Below are 19,780 nucleotides of genomic sequence, written 5' to 3'. Positions count from 1 at the left end.
CAATAAACTTCGTGACCCCACGCCTTGCCTGGAAACGAATGGGCTATCAAGTTGTTCTCCTTTCTAAATGCCATTGCTTTGTAGCTTAATTGATGCACAGCAATTTCAGTGTGGAAAAGAGTCTGGTTGATGTTAAAAGGTTAAACGACTTGGGGCTATAGCTCAGCTGGGAGAGCACCTGCTTTGCACGCAGGGGGTCAGCGGTTCGATCCCGCTTAGCTCCACCATTTCCTGATGGGATGGGTGGTAAGATTGTCTGGTTTTTCTTATTTATTTCAGAGCACACTCTTATGAGTATGCTGCGAAATACATGCTCTTTAACAATCCGGAACAAGCTGAAAATTTGAAAAAAACATGCTGAGCAAAATCAGTATGCGATTCTCTCAAAGCAAGCAAACCTAATGATTGCCGTGTCGATGGCAATCTCTGTAGCCCAGGCGAGGGTTTACTCTCACCAGGGTGAGACTGTGCGAACAGTGTCAGGGCAAGGCGCACGGCGCGCAGCCAGCGGAGTGGACTCAATGTCCATGAGCATGGCGAGCATCGCGCAACGATGCCATGGCAGTGTGCAGCCAGTCGCAACACAGACACTTTAGGGTTGTGAGGTTAAGTGAATAAGCGTACACGGTGGATGCCTAGGCAGTCAGAGGCGATGAAGGACGTGCTAATCCGCGAAATGCGCCGGTGAGCTGATATGAAGCGCTATCAGCCGGCGATGTCCGAATGGGGAAACCCAGTGCAATTCGTTGCACTATCATTACGTGAATCCATAGCGTATTGAGGCGAACCGGGGGAACTGAAACATCTCAGTACCCCGAGGAAAAGAAATCAACCGAGATTCCCCTAGTAGCGGCGAGCGAACGGGGAACAGCCCAGAGTCACCATCAGCGTTTGCATCAGGAGAACGGTCTGGAAAGTCCGGCAACACAGGGTGATAGCCCCGTATCCGAAGGTGCAAGTGCTGTGAGCTCGATGAGTAGGGCGGGACACGTGATATCCTGTCTGAAGATGGGGGGACCATCCTCCAAGGCTAAATACTCCTGACTGACCGATAGTGAACCAGTACCGTGAGGGAAAGGCGAAAAGAACCCCGGCGAGGGGAGTGAAATAGAACCTGAAACCGTGTACGTACAAGCAGTGGGAGCCTTGATTTATCAGGGTGACTGCGTACCTTTTGTATAATGGGTCAGCGACTTATATTCTGTAGCAAGGTTAACCGTTTAGGGGAGCCGTAGGGAAACCGAGTCTTAACTGGGCGTTAAGTTGCAGGGTATAGACCCGAAACCCGGTGATCTAGCCATGGGCAGGTTGAAGGTTGGGTAACACTAACTGGAGGACCGAACCGACTAATGTTGAAAAATTAGCGGATGACTTGTGGCTGGGGGTGAAAGGCCAATCAAACCGGGAGATAGCTGGTTCTCCCCGAAAGCTATTTAGGTAGCGCCTCGTGAATTCATCTTCGGGGGTAGAGCACTGTTTCGGCTAGGGGTCCACCCCGGATTACCAACCCGATGCAAACTGCGAATACCGAAGAATGTTACCACGGGAGACACACGGCGGGTGCTAACGTCCGTCGTGAAGAGGGAAACAACCCAGACCGCCAGCTAAGGTCCCAAAGTCATGGTTAAGTGGGAAACGATGTGGGAAGGCATAGACAGCCAGGATGTTGGCTTAGAAGCAGCCATCATTTAAAGAAAGCGTAATAGCTCACTGGTCGAGTCGGCCTGCGCGGAAGATGTAACGGGGCTAAACCATGCACCGAAGCTGCGGCAGCGATACCTTCGGGTATTGTTGGGTAGGGGAGCGTTCTGTAAGCCTGCGAAGGTGGCCTGTGAGGGCTGCTGGAGGTATCAGAAGTGCGAATGCTGACATAAGTAACGATAAAGCGGGTGAAAAGCCCGCTCGCCGGAAGACCAAGGGTTCCTGTCCAACGTTAATCGGGGCAGGGTGAGTCGACCCCTAAGGCGAGGCCGAAAGGCGTAGTCGATGGGAAACAGGTTAATATTCCTGTACTGGGTGTGACTGCGAAGGGGGGACGGAGAAAGCTAGGTTCGCCGGGCGACGGTTGTCCCGGTTTAAGCGTGAAGGTGGAAAGAGCAGGTAAATCCGCTTTTTTATTCAACACTGAGGCGTGATAACGAGCCACTACGGTGGTGAAGGAATTGATGCTACGCTTCCAGGAAAAGCCTCTAAGCTCCAGGTCACATCGAATCGTACCCCAAACCGACACAGGTGGTCAGGTAGAGAATACCAAGGCGCTTGAGAGAACTCGGGTGAAGGAACTAGGCAAAATGGTGCCGTAACTTCGGGAGAAGGCACGCTGGCATTAGGTGGAGGGACTTGCTCCCCGAGCTGAAGCCAGTCGCAGATACCAGCTGGCTGCAACTGTTTATTAAAAACACAGCACTGTGCAAACACGAAAGTGGACGTATACGGTGTGACGCCTGCCCGGTGCCGGAAGGTTAATTGATGGGGTTATCCGCAAGGAGAAGCTCTTGATCGAAGCCCCGGTAAACGGCGGCCGTAACTATAACGGTCCTAAGGTAGCGAAATTCCTTGTCGGGTAAGTTCCGACCTGCACGAATGGCGTAATGATGGCCAGGCTGTCTCCACCCGAGACTCAGTGAAATTGAACTCGCTGTGAAGATGCAGTGTACCCGCGGCAAGACGGAAAGACCCCGTGAACCTTTACTATAGCTTGACACTGAACATTGAGCCTTGATGTGTAGGATAGGTGGGAGGCTTTGAAGTGTGGACGCCAGTCTGCATGGAGCCAACCTTGAAATACCACCCTTTAATGTTTGATGTTCTAACTCCGGCCCATAATCTGGGTCGAGGACAGTGTCTGGTGGGTAGTTTGACTGGGGCGGTCTCCTCCTAAAGAGTAACGGAGGAGCACGAAGGTTAGCTAATCACGGTCGGACATCGTGAGGTTAGTGCAAAGGCATAAGCTAGCTTGACTGCGAGAGTGACGGCTCGAGCAGGTGCGAAAGCAGGTCTTAGTGATCCGGTGGTTCTGAATGGAAGGGCCATCGCTCAACGGATAAAAGGTACTCCGGGGATAACAGGCTGATACCGCCCAAGAGTTCATATCGACGGCGGTGTTTGGCACCTCGATGTCGGCTCATCACATCCTGGGGCTGAAGTAGGTCCCAAGGGTATGGCTGTTCGCCATTTAAAGTGGTACGCGAGCTGGGTTTAGAACGTCGTGAGACAGTTCGGTCCCTATCTGCCGTGGGCGTTGGAAGATTGAGAGGGGCTGCTCCTAGTACGAGAGGACCGGAGTGGACGCACCACTGGTGTTCGGGTTGTCATGCCAATGGCATTGCCCGGTAGCTACGTGCGGAAGAGATAACCGCTGAAAGCATCTAAGCGGGAAACTTGCCTCGAGATGAGTCTTCCCTGTGGCTTTAAGCCACCTGAAGGGACGTTAAAGACGATGACGTTGATAGGTCGGGTGTGTAAGCGCAGCGATGCGTTGAGCTAACCGATACTAATGACCCGTGAGGCTTAACCTTACAACACCTAAAGTGTTTGACGCGAAGAGAGCGTTGCCCCAAGGGGCGGCGAGAGGATTTTCAGCTTGTAACGGAAAGTATTAAACACAACCGGTCGAGATATTGACGGGTTGTCAACAACGCGGAGCGTTGGCCTTGCACAGGGGAAATGACAAAATCGCCGGGAGCGATTTTGTACAGCGCACAGCGCTGGCCCGCAGGGCGAGTCTCAGGATGAGACGAGAAATTTGCCTGGCGGCACTAGCGCGGTGGTCCCACCTGACCCCATGCCGAACTCAGCAGTGAAACGCCGTAGCGCCGATGGTAGTGTGGGGTCTCCCCATGCGAGAGTAGGGAACTGCCAGGCATCCAATTGACGAAGCCCTCTGTGAAAACAGAGGGCTTTTTCATGTGCGTAACCCTGGCGGTTCGCTACTCGAGTAAGAGAGTAGGACCACCGGCAAAGCTTTATAAATATATTTATCCCAATATCATCTTTTAATAGTTCATGTAATAAAATTGCTGACATTTTACTAAATACTTCAGATTAAGATTATTATCAACGCGAAATGTGACAATAGACCGGACGATTGTTTGATTACTGTTTATGGGCTGATCTATATTATGAGACACAATTAAATCAATCAGGATTTTTGTAAAATGATCAATAATCATAGAGACATTAACCACTCAGATTTATTTGGGATATATAATCAGTCACTTCATTCTCATATAAATGCACGTCCGAATGGTCGGATATTGACAGAAGTAAGTAATGTAAGCTTGCCACTGACTAAAGGTGCTAGCGAAAGCACCGATGATGACCCCGATTTGTCAGCGGTATTGTTACGGAGTATGGCGAGTTTAAATGAAGACGTTATATTAAGGCAAACCATTGACGCCAGTTTGTCCTCCGCTAACCTGCCCTCCGGTGAAAAGGATGATGATTTCCTAAGGGCACTGGCTGCCAGCCAGCAAAGCGCCCTTGAAGATGAGGAGATCAGGCGAGCAATGGAGGCAAGTTTGGCCAGCACCACTTCCGTAGGAAATGGCCGTGTGGGCATGGCAGGGCCTGCAGCCGAGGCAAATAAGAATACGGTACAGCTCGAAACGCAGGCAATGGCCCATCTCAGCGCGATGCCGGCGTTAGAAAAGTATCTCTTTGAAACGGGATATGTTATACGGGATAGTAGTGGTGAGAATAACAATTGCTTATTTCATTCCATTGTCCAGTGTATTTACCACGATAAAGGAATTACCGGCTCTATCGGGCATAAAGCATTTGAACTGCGTATGTTTTATGATGCAGTAAAACCAGGAAGTGAAAACCAAGGCCTCTTTTTTGATAACAATAATTCCACGGGTAGTAATAGCGGCGACGCCACTTTTATTGTTAATTTAGTCAATCAGGCTCTTGGTGAAAACATCAAGGTTAAATTGATTTCTCCTAATATTGTAGATGACGGTAATCACTACATTACTGAAGGAGAGTACTCTGGCGATGAGGCGGATAATAATAGCCCTGTACGCGAGATTATAATCTTAAATACTCCTGGTCATTATCAATCGGTGGTTAAAATAGCGTAGCACGGCAAATCCAGCGTTTCGTAACGGTGATAAAAGGAAATGTTGGGGAAAATGCAGATAGTCTGGTCATGTTTACACTTTTCTTATCATAACGGCCTCATACCCTAAGGGGTAACGGAATCCTGCCCGCCAGATCGGGAAGGCGCTAAAGTTAGTCGCTGAAATCCGTCCCGATCGGGTAAACTAGGCTCAAGAGTGATTAAGAAAGGTTTTTACCATGACAATGCATGGTGTGGCGTTAAAACACCTGAATACCTTTGCCATCGACGCGGTAGCCGCCCATATCGCCACTGCCCATACCGCAACTGAATTGTTGACGCTTTGGCGCGACGCCCAACGGCGGTCCGAAGCGGTATTGCTGCTGGGCGGCGGCAGTAATGTCCTTTTTTTGGAAAATTTTGCCGGCACCGTATTGCTAAATCGCATTAAAGGAATACAGGTCAGCGAAGACAACCATGCCTGGCATCTGCATGTCGGCGCCGGCGAGGACTGGCATGGACTGGTGTCCTTCGCGTTGGCGCAGGACATGGCGGGGCTGGAAAACCTGGCGTTAATCCCCGGCCGTGTCGGGTCTGCGCCCATCCAGAATATCGGCGCCTACGGCGTGGAGCTGGAATCGGTATGCGAATACGTCGATCTGCTTGATCTGAATAACGGCGAGAAGATACGCCTTAGCGCCGCGGAGTGCCGGTTCGGTTATCGCGACAGTGTGTTTAAACACCGTTATCGGGCCAGCTACGCTATCGTGGCGGTGGGGTTTACCCTGGACAAAACCTGGCGCCCGGTGCTTACCTACGGCGATCTTGTCCGCCTGGATAGCCGGACCGTCACCCCGCGCCAGGTTTTTGATACCGTTTGCGCCATGCGCCGCAGCAAATTACCCGACCCCGCCATTACCGGCAATGCCGGCAGCTTTTTTAAAAATCCACTGGTCGGCGCTGAGGACGCACGGCGCCTGTTGCAACGGTATCCCGATGCGCCGCACTATCCGCAGCCGGACGGTAGCGTAAAACTGGCGGCGGGATGGCTGATAGATCGGTGCGACCTGAAAGGCTATGTGCTGGGCGCCGCCGCGGTGCATGCCAAACAGGCGCTGGTATTGATCAATAACGGCCAGGCTGATGGGCGGGCTATCGTCGCGCTGGCGAAACTGGTGCGCAATAGCGTAGCGGAACGGTTTAACGTCTGGCTGGAGCCAGAAGTGCGGTTTATCGCCGCCGGCGGTGAAGTAGACGCGGTGGATACTCTGTCATGAAAGATATCACCGTTCCGCTAAAATTAATCGGGCTGCTGGCCGACGGGGAATTCCACTCCGGCGAGCAGTTCGGCGATTCGCTGGGCATGAGCCGCGCGGCCATCAATAAACATATCCAGACCCTGCGGGAGTGGGGTATTGATGTTTTCACCGTTCCCGGTAAAGGGTATCGCCTCTATGCCCCGCTGCAACTTTTGGATGAGGGGAAAATCCTGTCGCTGCTGCCGCGGGGCGGGGTCACGGTGCTGCCGGTGATTGATTCCACCAATCAGTACCTGATGGAGCGCACCGCCGTCCTGCGCTCCGGCGACGCCTGTGTCGCAGAGTACCAGATGGCGGGACGGGGGAGGCGCGGCCGGCAATGGGTCTCGCCGTTTGGCGCCAATCTCTATCTGTCCCTGTATTGGCGGCTGGAGCAAGGCCCGGCGGCGGCGATCGGCCTTAGCCTGGTGATCGGCATCATCATGGCGGAAGTGCTGCATGAACTGGGCGCGCGCGAGGTGCGGGTGAAATGGCCTAACGATCTCTATCTGCACGATCGCAAGCTGGCCGGCATCCTGGTGGAGATCAGCGGCAAGGCAGGCGATGCCGCGCATCTGGTGATAGGCGCCGGAATTAACCTGGCGATGAGGGAAGCGGCCGAGCCGGTCATCAATCAGGGCTGGATTAATTTACAGGAAGCGGGTATCCAGATCGATCGTAACGCTCTGGCTGCGAAGCTTATCAACGGGCTCAGGCTGGCATTGCCGATTTTTGAACGGGACGGCTTCGCCGCGTTCGTAACGCGTTGGCAGGCACTGGATAACTTTTATCATCGCCCGGTTAAGCTGCTGATTGGCGAGCGTGAAATCAAAGGTATTTCACGCGGCATCGATGCGCAGGGGGCCTTGTTGCTGGAACAAGACGGTAAGGTAAAAGCCTACCTCGGTGGTGAAATCTCGCTGCGGGGACTTTGACATGTTCATCCCGCGCGGGGTCATATGGCTACGGCCAATAATGCCGTAACAGACAATCACTGACGATTTATAGGGCGCCGTTTCCTGTTATTTATGGATTACAGCGTGCCCGGACGTTATGGACTATTTCCGCAGCCTGATATTCCCCACTGCGTGATTGGCGCTTTTGGATAAAATCAGACTCGCGCGCTCACGCGTGGGCAGGATATTTTCTTTCAGGTTTAATCCGTTAATTTCTTCCCAAAGCTGGCTGGCAATTTGTACGGCTTCTTCTTCCGTCAGCTTGGCATAATTATGAAAATAAGAATGCGGATTGGAAAACGCACCCTGCCGAAAACGCAGGAAACGGTTGATATACCAGCTTTTTAGTAAATCTTCCGGTGCATCCACATAAATGGAAAAATCGACGAAATCGGAAACAAAAACATGATGGGAGGCATGCTGATAATCCATGCCACTCTGCAACACGTTTAATCCTTCAAGAATTAATATATCGGGTTGCGAGATGACTTTATTATCTTCCGGCACGATATCGTAGATCAGATGGGAATATACCGGAGCAGTAACTTCACTGGCGCCTGATTTTACTTCGGAAACAAAATTAACCAGGCTGCGCATATCGTAGGATTGCGGGAATCCCTTTTTCTTCATTAATTCCCGTTCTTTCAGTACGCGGTTGGGATATAAAAAACCATCGGTGGTGACCAGCTCGACCGAGCGGTGTTCAGGCCAACGGCTCAGCAACGCCTGTAATACGCGCGCGGTGGTGCTTTTACCCACCGCCACGCTGCCGGCAATGCCGATAACATACGGGATGTGCTGGCCGTTGGTGCCAAGGAACTGTTCCAATACCGCCTGGCGGCGCAGATTGGAGCTGATGTAGAAATTGATTAAACGCGAGAGCGGCAGATAAATTTCCGCCACTTCATCAAGGGAAAGATCTTCGTTAATCCCTTTCAGTTTTATTATTTCTTCCTGGGTTAACGTCAGGGGAACCGTATCACGCAAAGCGGCCCATTGCTGCCGGTTGAACTGAAGATAGGGTGTGGTAAGTGATTGATCACGATTTATCATAAGCTTAGCCAGCCTGTTGCGCAGGTCCAATCGGGGCAGCCGAGCCCACCCGGAACGAAAACAAGCTGCATAGTATAGACAGCTTCGTTAACATCGTAGAGTGTTTTTTCTGCTTAAACCATGGAATCTTGACAATGGGCGGAAGGGTACGGCCCGGGGACACTTGGGTCACAGGACAAAGATCCGTACCCGCCGCTTATGAGCTTAGCTGGCGATGGCGTTTAGCTGCTGGTTGACGGCGAATAAGCGTTTGTAATAGATAACCGTGGGATGGTAATAACCGTCCGGCGTGCAGGCGTAATCGGGAATTTCACCCAGGCAGCGGTAGCCGAGCGCGCGGTAAAAGGCTTCCGCGGGGGAACCGGATTGGGTATCCAGGTAGAGCAGGCCGCGCTGCAGATCGCGGGCGGTGCGCTCAAGGGCGCCTATCAGCGATTTCCCAATCCCTTCGCGCCTGGCGCGGCTGTGCACCAGGAGTTTTTGTATTTCCGCCCGGTTTTGCCCGTTTGGCTTACGGCATAACTCCAGCTGGATACTGCCGACAATGCCCCGCTCGTCACGTGCAATCCATAACAATAAGTCATTCTTAGCCATGGCGGAGCGCAGGCCGTGGATATAGCCCTCCGCCTCATCCTGGGTCAGGGGATTGGTGTAGCCCACCGAGGCGCCGTACGCAACGGCGTCCATCAGCAGGCCTGCGAGCTCGCTGCGGTAAACGGGAAGCGTGGCGGCATTCAGCTGTACTATTTTCATGATGTCATCCTCCGGCCGGTGATATCACAGAAACTACGGTATAAATAAAGCAAGACGCGTGCCAGCTGGGGATCATGGCCAACAGAGGCACCGCGCGGGAAGCGGCGATGTTCCGGGCGCCACGGCGGTGCAATACGCCCATCGTGGTGCAGACTCGCCCTGGCCGGCCGGGGCGCTTCTCTCGGTGCATGAATAACAAACAAATTTGTGAGACATTTTCTAATTTTGGGTATTTTATGAGCGAAAGTGCGATTTACGCGATTTTTTTGTTGCATAGGTCGCCGGCTCTACCTAGAATGCGCTGCACTTGATGCCGGCATAGCTCAGTTGGTAGAGCAACTGACTTGTAATCAGTAGGTCGAGGGTTCGACTCCTTCTGCCGGCACCAACAAAAATCTGGTGGGGTTCCCGAGCGGCCAAAGGGAGCAGACTGTAAATCTGCCGTCACTGACTTCGAAGGTTCGAATCCTTCCCCCACCACCAAATTCGCCGCGGGCAACCAAGGCAATCCCTGATGCAAAGCAACATTATGCGCCAGGGGGAAGGTTGAGAACCTTCGATTAAGGTTCGAGTCGAGCAAAGCGAGACAACGTCGCTTGCGACGGCCCGAAGGGTGAGGAACGAAGTGACGAATAATCCTTCCCCCACCACCAAATTCGCCGCGGGCAACCAAGGCAATCCCTGATGCAAAGCAACATCATGCGCCAGGGGGAAGGTTGAGAACCTTCGATTAAGGTTCGAGTCGAGCAAAGCGAGACAACGTCGCTTGCGACGGCCCGAAGGGTGAGGAACGAAGTGACGAATAATCCTTCCCCCACCACCAAATTCGCCGCGGGCAACCAAGGCAATCCCTGATGCAAAGCAACATCATGCGCCAGGGGAAGGTTGAAAACCTTCGACCAAGGTTTGTATGATATGAACCTTTCAACAATCTACAGAAATATCAGGTAGCCGAGTTCCAAGATGCGGGCATCGTATAATGGCTATTACCTCAGCCTTCCAAGCTGATGACGTGGGTTCGATTCCCACTGCCCGCTCCAAATGTGCTGATATAGCTCAGTTGGTAGAGCGCACCCTTGGTAAGGGTGAGGTCGGCAGTTCGAATCTGCCTATCAGCACCACTTCTAGTCTCCCTCCTGATTCACTTTCTGTTAGAAAATAAATTTATCAGGCCTATGTCTGGTTAATGTGGTGATACCACCGATTTATTCGTGTCTTAGAGGGACAATCGATGTCTAAAGAAAAGTTTCAACGTACAAAACCACACGTTAACGTCGGTACTATCGGCCACGTTGACCATGGTAAAACGACCCTGACCGCCGCCATCACTACCGTGCTGGCCAAAGCTTACGGCGGCAGCGCCCGTGCTTTCGATCAGATTGACAACGCGCCGGAAGAAAAAGCCCGTGGTATCACCATCAACACGTCCCACGTTGAATACGACACCCCGGCCCGCCACTACGCGCACGTAGACTGCCCGGGACACGCCGACTATGTGAAAAACATGATCACCGGCGCCGCCCAGATGGATGGCGCCATCCTGGTGGTTGCCGCAACCGACGGCCCGATGCCGCAGACCCGCGAACACATCCTGCTGGGCCGCCAGGTAGGTGTTCCTTACATCATCGTCTTCATGAACAAATGCGACATGGTCGATGACGAAGAGCTGCTGGAACTGGTTGAAATGGAAGTGCGCGAACTGCTGTCCCAGTACGACTTCCCAGGCGACGACACCCCGGTAATCCGTGGTTCCGCGCTCAAAGCGCTGGAAGGCGACGAAGCCTGGACCTCTAAAATCCTGGAACTGGCCGAAGCCCTGGATTCCTACATCCCGGAACCGGAACGCGCAATCGACAAACCGTTCCTGCTGCCCATCGAAGACGTCTTCTCCATCTCCGGCCGCGGCACCGTGGTAACCGGTCGTGTGGAACGCGGCATCGTTAAAGTGGGCGAAGAAGTTGAAATCGTCGGCATCAAGGATACCGTCAAGACCACCTGTACCGGCGTTGAAATGTTCCGCAAACTGCTGGACGAAGGCCGTGCCGGTGAAAACGTCGGCGTCCTGCTGCGCGGCACCAAGCGTGACGACGTGGAACGCGGCCAGGTACTGGCTAAACCGGGCTCCATTAAACCGCATACCCAGTTCGAATCCGAAGTCTACATCCTGTCCAAGGATGAAGGCGGCCGTCATACGCCGTTCTTCAAAGGCTACCGTCCTCAGTTCTACTTCCGTACCACTGACGTGACCGGTACCATCGAACTGCCGGAAGGCGTGGAAATGGTTATGCCTGGCGACAACATCAAGATGATTGTTAACCTGATTGCCCCGATCGCCATGGACGACGGTCTGCGTTTCGCTATCCGCGAAGGCGGCCGTACCGTTGGCGCCGGCGTGGTTGCCAAGGTTATCGCGTAAGACTGGCGTATAAGTCTTCGAAAGATGTTGAATAACATTTGACGTAGCGCGCAGTAAAAGGGCATCATTTGATGCCTTTTTTCTACGCTGTGACAGAGAACCTATCTCATCAGCGATTTTACGTCATAATCATTGGTGAGATGGGCTCTTCATCAGCGGCGTGAAGCTTCGAAGTTTTGTTGCTTTTAAAGAGCACTCTTCGCTTGGTAGCCTCGCCCTCTGCGGGGCTAAGTTGTTTGTGTGAATCCTACGTGACAGGTTTTTTTTATGAGTGCGAATACCGAAGCTCAAGGAAGCGGGCGTAGCCTGGAAGTGGTAAAGTGGGCAGCGGTCGCTGTACTGCTGGTGGTTGCGATCGTCGGTAATTATTATTATCGTGATTTTAGCTTACCCCTGCGAGCGCTGGCTGTCGTACTGATTATCGCCATTGCAGGCGGTATTGCCCTGATGACAGTGAAAGGCAAATCGACCGTCGCGTTTGCCCGTGAAGCGCGTACCGAAGTACGCAAAGTGATATGGCCGACCCGCCAGGAAACGTTGCACACCACGTTAATCGTCGCCGCGGTGACCGCCGTGATGTCACTGATCCTGTGGGGACTGGATGGTATTCTGGTCCGTCTGGTATCGTTTATTACTGGCCTGAGGTTCTAAGATGTCCGAAGCTCCGAAGAAACGTTGGTACGTCGTCCAGGCGTTTTCCGGTTTTGAAGGTCGCGTATCGCAGTCTCTACGCGAACATATTAAATTGCACAATATGGAAGAGCTGTTTGGCGAAGTCATGGTGCCAACGGAAGAAGTCGTCGAAATCCGCGGCGGTCAGCGCCGCAAGAGCGAACGCAAATTCTTCCCGGGCTATGTGCTGGTACAAATGGTGATGAATGACGCCAGCTGGCATTTAGTGCGCAGCGTGCCCCGCGTGATGGGGTTTATCGGCGGCACTTCCGATCGCCCGGCGCCTATCAGCGATAAAGAAGTGGATGCGATCATGAATCGCCTCCAGCAAGTGGGTGACAAGCCGCGGCCGAAGACGCTGTTCGAACCCGGCGAACTGGTGCGCGTCAACGACGGTCCGTTTGCCGATTTCAACGGCGTGGTGGAAGAAGTCGACTACGAAAAAAGCCGCCTGAAAGTGTCGGTGTCGATTTTCGGTCGCGCCACTCCGGTCGAGCTGGACTTCGGCCAGGTTGAGAAGGGCTGATAGCCGACCCCCTATCGATAATGATTAATGCTTGCTCAAGGCGCGAAATTGAACTAGAATTTCGCGCCTTTCGTTTTTATGTGCCCACGGGCATGTAATAGCTTATACACTGGGGAGCCTTAACCGGCGCTATCACCCGCTAGAGGAAATTCAAATGGCCAAGAAAGTACAAGCCTATGTAAAACTGCAGGTTGCAGCAGGCATGGCGAATCCAAGTCCGCCGGTCGGCCCAGCGCTGGGTCAGCAGGGCGTTAACATCATGGAATTCTGTAAAGCCTTCAATGCCAAGACTGAAAGCATTGAAAAAGGTCTGCCAATCCCGGTTGTTATCACCGTTTACTCCGACCGCTCTTTCACCTTCGTTACCAAAACCCCGCCGGCTGCCGTGCTGCTCAAGAAAGCCGCAGGCGTGAAGTCTGGTTCTGGTAAGCCGAACAAAGAAAAAGTCGGTAAAGTAACGCACGCCCAGGTTCGCGAAATCGCGGAAACCAAAGCGGCGGATATGACGGGTGCCGATGTGGAAGCGATGTCCCGCTCCATTGAAGGTACTGCTCGTTCCATGGGCCTGGTAGTGGAGGATTAAGAAATGGCTAAACTGACCAAGCGCATGCGTGTAATCCGCGACAAAGTTGATTCCACTAAGCAATATGACATCAACGAAGCCGTTGCGTTGCTCAAGGAACTGGCTACCGCCAAGTTCGTTGAAAGCATCGACGTTGCCGTAAACCTCGGGATTGATGCCCGTAAGTCCGATCAAAACGTTCGTGGCGCCACCGTCCTGCCTAACGGCACCGGCCGTACCGTACGTGTAGCCGTCTTCACCCAGGGCGCCAACGTCGAAGCTGCCAAGGCAGCCGGCGCGGACCTGGTCGGTATGGATGACCTGGCCGATCAGATCAAAAAAGGCGAATTCAACTTTGACGTTGTTATCGCTTCCCCGGATGCCATGCGCGTCGTGGGCCAGCTGGGCCAGATCCTCGGGCCGCGCGGCCTGATGCCTAACCCGAAAGTGGGTACCGTTACCCCGAACGTCGCCGAAGCGGTTAAAAACGCCAAAGCCGGTCAGGTTCGTTATCGCAACGACAAAAACGGTATTATCCACACCACCATCGGTAAAGTGGACTTCGATACTGACAAATTGAGAGAAAACCTGGAATCCCTGCTGGTTGCGCTGAAAAAAGCCAAACCGACACAGGCCAAAGGCGTGTACATCAAGAAAATCAGCCTCTCCACCACCATGGGCGCAGGTCTGGCTATCGATCAAAGCGGTCTGGCAACGGTTGTTGCATAATTACCCCTTTGACTTGGGCGAAAGATTTGTCTAGAATCTAACGCCCATTGTTTCGTCATTGGCCGTTGTTTAGCCTGGACGAAAAAAAACAAGATTTTCGGTTGGAGCTTGGCCTTATCCAAGCCTCCGTCCAAGACCGCAGGTGCATATTACCTAAACTATTTCGAGGTGCAGGAAGGCGGCAACCAAGCGATCGCCAGTGGCTTACTTACGTAAGGGGCTGGAGTGAATGCGGGCAGCCAAGGCATTCGCAGTATGAAATAGAGCGGGTAAAATGCTTAATCGTCCTGCGTAGACGGTGACAGAAGCTGAATAACATATTCGTTTGCTGGATTCTGCTCACCGTGTTTAGCCGCTTATCGCCATTGTGGCGTTAAGCTAGTGAGTGTCGGGTGCTTTTCCCCGGCTAAATCCAGGAGCACAAGCTAATGGCATTAAACCTTCAAGACAAACAAGCGATTGTTGCTGAAGTCAGCGAAGTAGCCAAAGGCGCGCTGTCTGCTGTCGTTGCGGATTCTCGCGGCGTTACAGTAGGTAAAATGACTGAACTGCGTAAAGCAGGTCGTGAAGCCGGCGTATACATGCGTGTTGTTCGCAACACCTTGCTGCGTCGCGTCGTAGAAGGCACTCCTTTCGAATGCCTGAAAGACACGTTTGTCGGTCCGACCCTGATTGCATTTTCTCACGAACATCCGGGCGCTGCCGCTCGCCTGTTCAAGGCTTTTGCCAAGGAAAATGCCAAATTTGAGGTTAAAGCAGCAGCCTTTGAAGGCGAAGTTATCACGGCGGCCAATATCGATCGCCTGGCAACTCTGCCGACTTACGATGAAGCAATCTCACGCCTGATGTCGGCCATGAAAGAAGCCTCTGCAGGCAAATTGGTCCGTACACTGGCTGCACTGCGCGATCAGAAAGAAGCGGCTTAATTGGCCAACCCTTTCGGTTGTTATTGCGAACGTATAAACACTTTCTGAATTTTAGGAACTATTGTTATGTCTATCACTAAAGAACAAATTCTGGACGCAGTTGCAGAAATGTCCGTCATGGACGTCGTTGAACTGATCTCCATGATGGAAACCAAATTCGGCGTTTCCGCTGCTACCGCTGTTGCAGCTGCTGCCGGCCCGGCTGAAGTCGTTGAAGAAAAAACCGAGTTCGACGTTGTCCTGACCGCTATCGGCGGCAACAAGGTATCGGTTATCAAAGCCGTCCGTGCTGCTACCGGCCTGGGCCTGAAAGAAGCCAAGGATCTGGTTGAATCTGCTCCGGCAACCATGAAAGAAGGCGTGAACAAAGACGACGCCGAAGCACTGAAGAAAGCCCTGGAAGAAGCTGGTGCTTCTGTTGAGGTTAAGTAAGACCTCCCAGGTTGCAGCCTGAACCTAGGCTGATGGCTGGTGACTTTTTGGTCACCAGCCTTTTTGCGCTGTAGGGCGTCAGTGGGGTTTGACACGATTTAACCACTGGCCAACCCCAATATCTTTCTCTATCGACGACTTAATATATTGCACCTCCTGTCGAGCCTCCCTGGTTTAGCAAAGTGCGACGAAATGGTTTAAGAGTGATAGAAACAGGTATTGCGGAAGGGGAATTTTCTTTCCGAACGAGAGAAATTGTGTTGCATGACCTGTCCTTCTTGGGCGGACAGAGTGGGTCACTGATCAGCGAGCTGAGGAACCCTATGGTTTACTCCTATACCGAAAAAAAACGCATTCGTAAGGATTTTGGGAAACGTCCCCAAGTGTTGGACATCCCATATCTCCTTTCCATACAGCTTGACTCGTTCCAGAAGTTTATCGAGCAAGATCCGGAAGGGCAGTACGGACTAGAAGCAGCATTCCGTTCTGTGTTCCCCATCCAAAGCTACAGCGGCAATTCGGAACTGCAATACGTCAGTTACCGTCTGGGCGAGCCTGTATTTGATGTCAAAGAGTGCCAGATTCGTGGAGTCACCTTCTCCGCACCGCTGCGTGTAAAACTGCGCCTCGTGATTTACGAGCGTGAAGCACCGGAAGGCACGGTTAAAGATATCAAGGAACAGGAAGTCTACATGGGCGAAATTCCGCTCATGACCGATAACGGGACGTTTGTTATCAACGGGACCGAGCGTGTTATCGTCTCCCAGTTGCATCGTAGCCCCGGCGTATTCTTTGACAGCGATAAGGGCAAGACGCATTCGTCCGGTAAAGTGCTGTATAACGCACGTATCATCCCTTACCGCGGTTCCTGGCTGGATTTTGAATTCGACCCCAAAGACAACCTGTTCGTACGTATCGACCGTCGGCGCAAGCTGCCCGCGACTATCGTACTGCGCGCGCTTAACTTCACCACCGCGCAGATTCTCGATACGTTCTTTGACAAAGTCATTTATGAAATTCACGACAATAAACTGCAGATGGAACTGGTTCCTGAGCGTTTACGTGGTGAAACCGCTTCGTTTGATATCGAAGCCAACGGTACCGTCTATGTCGAAAAAGGCCGCCGTATTACCGCGCGTCATATTCGCCTGCTGGAAAAAGACGGCATCGATAAAATCCAGGTACCGGTTGAGTACATTATCGGTAAAGTGGTGGTCAAGGATTACATCGACGAAAATACCGGTGAAATCATTTGTCCGGCCAATATGGAACTGACGCTGGACCTGCTGGCGAAACTGAGCCAGGCGGGACATAAGCGTATCGAAACGCTGTTTACCAACGATCTGGACCATGGCTCGTATATCTCCGAGACCCTGCGCGTCGACCCGACCAGCGATCGCCTGAGCGCGCTGGTTGAAATCTACCGCATGATGCGTCCCGGCGAGCCGCCGACCCGCGAAGCGGCTGAAAACCTGTTCGAAAACCTGTTCTTCTCGGAAGATCGTTACGATCTGTCCGCGGTTGGCCGCATGAAGTTCAACCGGTCGCTGCTGCGTGAGGAAATCGAAGGCTCGGGCATCCTGAGCAAGCTCGACATCATTGAAGTGATGAAGAAGCTTATCGACATCCGTAACGGTAAAGGCGAAGTCGATGATATCGACCACCTGGGCAACCGTCGTATCCGTTCCGTGGGCGAAATGGCGGAAAACCAATTCCGCGTCGGACTGGTGCGCGTCGAGCGTGCGGTGAAAGAACGTCTGTCCCTGGGCGATCTGGATACGCTGATGCCGCAGGATATGATCAACGCCAAGCCGATTTCGGCCGCGGTGAAGGAGTTCTTTGGTTCCAGCCAACTGTCGCAATTTATGGACCAGAACAACCCGCTGTCGGAAATTACCCATAAACGCCGTATTTCCGCGTTGGGCCCAGGCGGCTTGACCCGTGAACGCGCCGGTTTCGAAGTACGTGACGTGCATCCGACCCATTACGGCCGGGTATGTCCCATCGAAACGCCGGAAGGCCCGAACATCGGTCTGATCAACTCCCTGTCCGTCTATGCGCAGACCAATGAATATGGCTTCCTTGAGACGCCGTACCGCCGGGTGCGTGAAGATGTGGTCACCGATGAGATCCACTACCTGTCCGCGATTGAAGAAGGCAACTTCGTTATTGCCCAGGCCAATACCAATCTCGACGAAGAAGGCCATTTCGTCGATGATTTGATCACGTGCCGCAGCAAAGGCGAATCGAGCCTGTTCACCCGCGACCAGGTCGACTATATGGACGTCTCGACCCAGCAGATCGTCTCGGTGGGCGCGTCGTTGATTCCCTTCCTGGAACACGATGACGCCAACCGCGCCCTGATGGGTGCGAACATGCAACGCCAGGCCGTGCCGACCCTGCGCGCCGACAAGCCACTGGTAGGCACCGGCATGGAACGCGCCGTGGCCGTTGACTCCGGCGTAACCGCCGTGGCCAAGCGTGGCGGGACCATCCAGTATGTTGATGCGTCGCGTATCGTGATTAACGTTAACCCGGACGAAATGGTGGCCGGCGAAGCGGGTATCGATATCTACAACCTGACTAAATATACCCGTTCCAACCAGAACACCTGCATCAGCCAGATGCCGTGCGTGTCCTTGGGCGAACCGGTAGAACGCGGCGATGTGCTGGCCGATGGCCCGTCCACCGATTTGGGTGAACTGGCATTGGGCCAGAATATGCGCGTGGCGTTCATGCCGTGGAACGGCTACAACTTCGAAGACTCCATTTTGGTCTCCGAACGCGTGGTGCAGGAAGATCGCTTTACCACCATCCATATTCAGGAATTGGCCTGCGTGTCGCGCGACACCAAGCTGGGGCCTGAGGAAATCACCGCCGACATCCCGAACGTGGGTGAAGCTGCGCTTTCCAAGCTGGATGAGTCCGGTATCGTGTATATCGGTGCCGAAGTGACCGGCGGCGATATCCTGGTGGGTAAGGTTACGCCGAAGGGCGAGACCCAGCTGACTCCGGAAGAAAAACTGCTGCGCGCCATCTTCGGCGAAAAAGCCTCCGACGTGAAAGATTCGTCGCTGCGCGTGCCTAACGGCGTTTCCGGTACGGTTATCGATGTGCAGGTGTTTACCCGCGACGGCGTGGAAAAAGACAAACGCGCGCTGGAAATCGAAGAAATGCAGCTTAAGCAGGTCAAGAAAGACCTGACCGAAGAGCTGCAGATTTTTGAAGCCGGCCTGTTTGCCCGTATCCATGACGTGCTGGTTTCCGGCGGCATCGAAGACGAAAAACTGTCCAAGCTGACCCGCGAACGCTGGCTGGAACTGGGTCTGACCGATGAAGACAAGCAGAATCAGCTTGAGCAACTGGCGGAACAGTACGACGAACTGAAAACCGTGTTCGAGAAGAAGCTGGAAGCGAAACGCCGCAAGATCACCCAGGGCGATGATCTGGCGCCGGGCGTGCTGAAAATCGTTAAGGTTTACCTGGCGGTGAAACGTCAGATCCAACCGGGCGATAAGATGGCCGGCCGTCACGGTAACAAGGGTGTTATTTCCAAGATCAACCCGATCGAGGATATGCCTTACGATGAAAACGGCGTCCCCGTGGATATCGTTCTGAACCCGCTGGGCGTACCGTCGCGTATGAACATCGGCCAGATCCTGGAAACCCATTTGGGCATGGCTGCCAAAGGCATCGGCGACAAGATTAACGCCATGCTTAAACGCCAGGAAGACGTGTCCAAGCTGCGCGAGTTTATCCAGAAAGCCTACGATCTGGGTGATGATGTGCGCCAGAAAGTGGATTTGACTACCTTCACGGATGACGAAGTGTTCCGTTTGGCTGAAAACCTGAAGAAGGGCATGCCCATCGCGACACCGGTGTTTGACGGCGCCAAGGAAAAAGAAATCAAGGAACTGCTGCAGTTGGGCGGCTTGCCGACCTCCGGCCAGATCACCTTGTTTGACGGCCGTACCGGTGAACAGTTCGAACGGCAGGTTACCGTGGGTTATATGTACATGCTGAAACTCAACCATTTGGTTGATGACAAGATGCATGCCCGTTCCACCGGTTCCTACAGCCTGGTTACCCAACAGCCGTTGGGTGGTAAGGCGCAGTTCGGCGGTCAACGCTTCGGTGAGATGGAAGTGTGGGCGCTGGAAGCCTATGGCGCCGCGTACACCCTGCAGGAAATGCTGACAGTTAAGTCGGATGATGTTAACGGTCGTACCAAGATGTACAAAAACATCGTGGATGGCAATCATACGATGGAGCCAGGCATGCCGGAGTCCTTCAACGTGTTGCTGAAGGAAATCCGCTCTCTGGGCATCAACATCGAGCTGGAAGAAGAGTAATTCACCCCCTATGGCTTTCAGCCAGCGCACCTGCGGCTTGAAA

The 19,780-nt window shown here is 53.2% G+C and carries 13 protein-coding genes, 5 tRNA genes, 2 rRNA genes and 2 other RNA genes; 20 read left to right on the top strand and 2 right to left on the bottom strand.

The genetic code is table 11. The features are described from left to right. The first annotated feature begins 151 nt into the window (after window positions 1-151). The 6 genes from ACL2XG_RS15165 to birA all read left to right on the top strand — a co-directional run bounded on the left by ACL2XG_RS15165 (window position 152) and on the right by birA (window position 7,295). Window positions 152-227 (top strand) — tRNA-Ala (locus ACL2XG_RS15165). A 377-nt stretch (window positions 228-604) separates the two neighbouring features. Next, window positions 605-3,518 (top strand): 23S ribosomal RNA (locus tag ACL2XG_RS15160). 230 nt (window positions 3,519-3,748) lie between these two features. Beyond that, window positions 3,749-3,864: ribosomal RNA gene (rrf, locus tag ACL2XG_RS15155) — 5S ribosomal RNA — on the top strand. A gap of 293 nt (window positions 3,865-4,157) precedes the next feature. Continuing rightward, the gene (locus ACL2XG_RS15150; protein WP_413721815.1) at window positions 4,158-5,084 is read left to right on the top strand and encodes a hypothetical protein; all 927 of its coding nucleotides are present in this window, start codon (window positions 4,158-4,160) and stop codon (window positions 5,082-5,084) included. Between the two features lie 217 nt (window positions 5,085-5,301). Next, a complete protein-coding gene (gene murB / locus ACL2XG_RS15145) occupies window positions 5,302-6,339 on the top strand; it encodes a UDP-N-acetylmuramate dehydrogenase (RefSeq protein WP_413721816.1) in 1,038 nt (345 codons plus the stop codon). Then, window positions 6,336-7,295 (top strand): bifunctional biotin--[acetyl-CoA-carboxylase] ligase/biotin operon repressor BirA, encoded by a 960-nt coding sequence (gene birA / locus ACL2XG_RS15140; RefSeq protein WP_413721817.1) that lies wholly within the window; start codon window positions 6,336-6,338, stop codon window positions 7,293-7,295. The genes murB and birA overlap by 4 nt, the downstream gene beginning before the upstream one ends. 123 nt (window positions 7,296-7,418) lie before the next feature. Here the strand turns inward: birA and coaA are convergent, their stop codons facing one another. Further along, window positions 7,419-8,369 carry a type I pantothenate kinase gene (gene coaA, locus ACL2XG_RS15135; RefSeq protein ID WP_410012675.1) on the bottom strand — a complete coding sequence of 317 codons (951 nt, stop codon included), beginning with the start codon at window positions 8,367-8,369 and terminating at the stop codon, window positions 7,419-7,421. Window positions 8,370-8,573: 204 nt separating this feature from the next. After that, complete coding sequence (locus tag ACL2XG_RS15130) at window positions 8,574-9,122, bottom strand: GNAT family N-acetyltransferase (RefSeq protein ID WP_410012674.1); 549 nt, start codon at window positions 9,120-9,122, stop codon at window positions 8,574-8,576. A gap of 312 nt (window positions 9,123-9,434) precedes the next feature. On the opposite strand from ACL2XG_RS15130, the gene ACL2XG_RS15125 reads away from it, so the two are divergent. From ACL2XG_RS15125 to rpoB, 14 genes are all read left to right on the top strand, one after another. Then, window positions 9,435-9,510: transfer RNA gene (locus ACL2XG_RS15125), tRNA-Thr, on the top strand. Window positions 9,511-9,520: 10 nt separating this feature from the next. After that, a tRNA-Tyr gene (locus tag ACL2XG_RS15120) sits at window positions 9,521-9,605 on the top strand. 43 nt (window positions 9,606-9,648) lie between these two features. Further along, window positions 9,649-9,775: non-coding RNA, RtT sRNA (locus ACL2XG_RS15115), on the top strand. 42 nt (window positions 9,776-9,817) lie between these two features. Then, window positions 9,818-9,945: non-coding RNA, RtT sRNA (locus ACL2XG_RS15110), on the top strand. A 142-nt stretch (window positions 9,946-10,087) separates the two neighbouring features. Further along, window positions 10,088-10,162: transfer RNA gene (locus ACL2XG_RS15105), tRNA-Gly, on the top strand. A gap of 5 nt (window positions 10,163-10,167) precedes the next feature. Further along, a tRNA-Thr gene (locus ACL2XG_RS15100) sits at window positions 10,168-10,243 on the top strand. Window positions 10,244-10,353: 110 nt separating this feature from the next. Next, on the top strand, window positions 10,354-11,538 hold the full coding sequence (tuf, locus tag ACL2XG_RS15095) for an elongation factor Tu (RefSeq protein WP_410012673.1): 1,185 nt from the start codon (window positions 10,354-10,356) through the stop codon (window positions 11,536-11,538). A 267-nt stretch (window positions 11,539-11,805) separates the two neighbouring features. Then, window positions 11,806-12,189 (top strand): preprotein translocase subunit SecE, encoded by a 384-nt coding sequence (secE, locus tag ACL2XG_RS15090; protein WP_410012672.1) that lies wholly within the window; start codon window positions 11,806-11,808, stop codon window positions 12,187-12,189. 1 nt (window position 12,190) lies between these two features. After that, entirely contained in the window at window positions 12,191-12,736 is a 546-nt protein-coding gene (gene nusG / locus ACL2XG_RS15085) for a transcription termination/antitermination protein NusG (protein WP_410012671.1), read from the top strand. Between the two features lie 154 nt (window positions 12,737-12,890). Next, window positions 12,891-13,319 carry a 50S ribosomal protein L11 gene (gene rplK / locus ACL2XG_RS15080; RefSeq protein ID WP_162368658.1) on the top strand — a complete coding sequence of 143 codons (429 nt, stop codon included), beginning with the start codon at window positions 12,891-12,893 and terminating at the stop codon, window positions 13,317-13,319. A gap of 3 nt (window positions 13,320-13,322) precedes the next feature. Next, window positions 13,323-14,027: a 50S ribosomal protein L1 gene (gene rplA / locus ACL2XG_RS15075; protein ID WP_162368657.1), complete on the top strand. Its 705-nt coding sequence runs from the start codon at window positions 13,323-13,325 to the stop codon at window positions 14,025-14,027. Window positions 14,028-14,455: 428 nt separating this feature from the next. Next, entirely contained in the window at window positions 14,456-14,953 is a 498-nt protein-coding gene (gene rplJ, locus ACL2XG_RS15070) for a 50S ribosomal protein L10 (protein ID WP_162368656.1), read from the top strand. Window positions 14,954-15,019: 66 nt separating this feature from the next. Beyond that, window positions 15,020-15,385, top strand: a complete 366-nt coding sequence (gene rplL / locus ACL2XG_RS15065) for a 50S ribosomal protein L7/L12 (protein WP_410012670.1) — start codon at window positions 15,020-15,022, stop codon at window positions 15,383-15,385. Window positions 15,386-15,708: 323 nt separating this feature from the next. Continuing rightward, window positions 15,709-19,737: a DNA-directed RNA polymerase subunit beta gene (gene rpoB, locus ACL2XG_RS15060; RefSeq protein ID WP_410012669.1), complete on the top strand. Its 4,029-nt coding sequence runs from the start codon at window positions 15,709-15,711 to the stop codon at window positions 19,735-19,737. The last annotated feature ends 43 nt before the right edge of the window (window positions 19,738-19,780 follow it).

It is taken from the genome of Sodalis sp. RH24 (assembly GCF_047324145.1).
In the GTDB taxonomy this organism is placed as follows: Bacteria; Pseudomonadota; Gammaproteobacteria; order Enterobacterales; family Enterobacteriaceae; genus Acerihabitans.
This window is presented reverse-complemented; position numbering and strand designations above follow the sequence as displayed.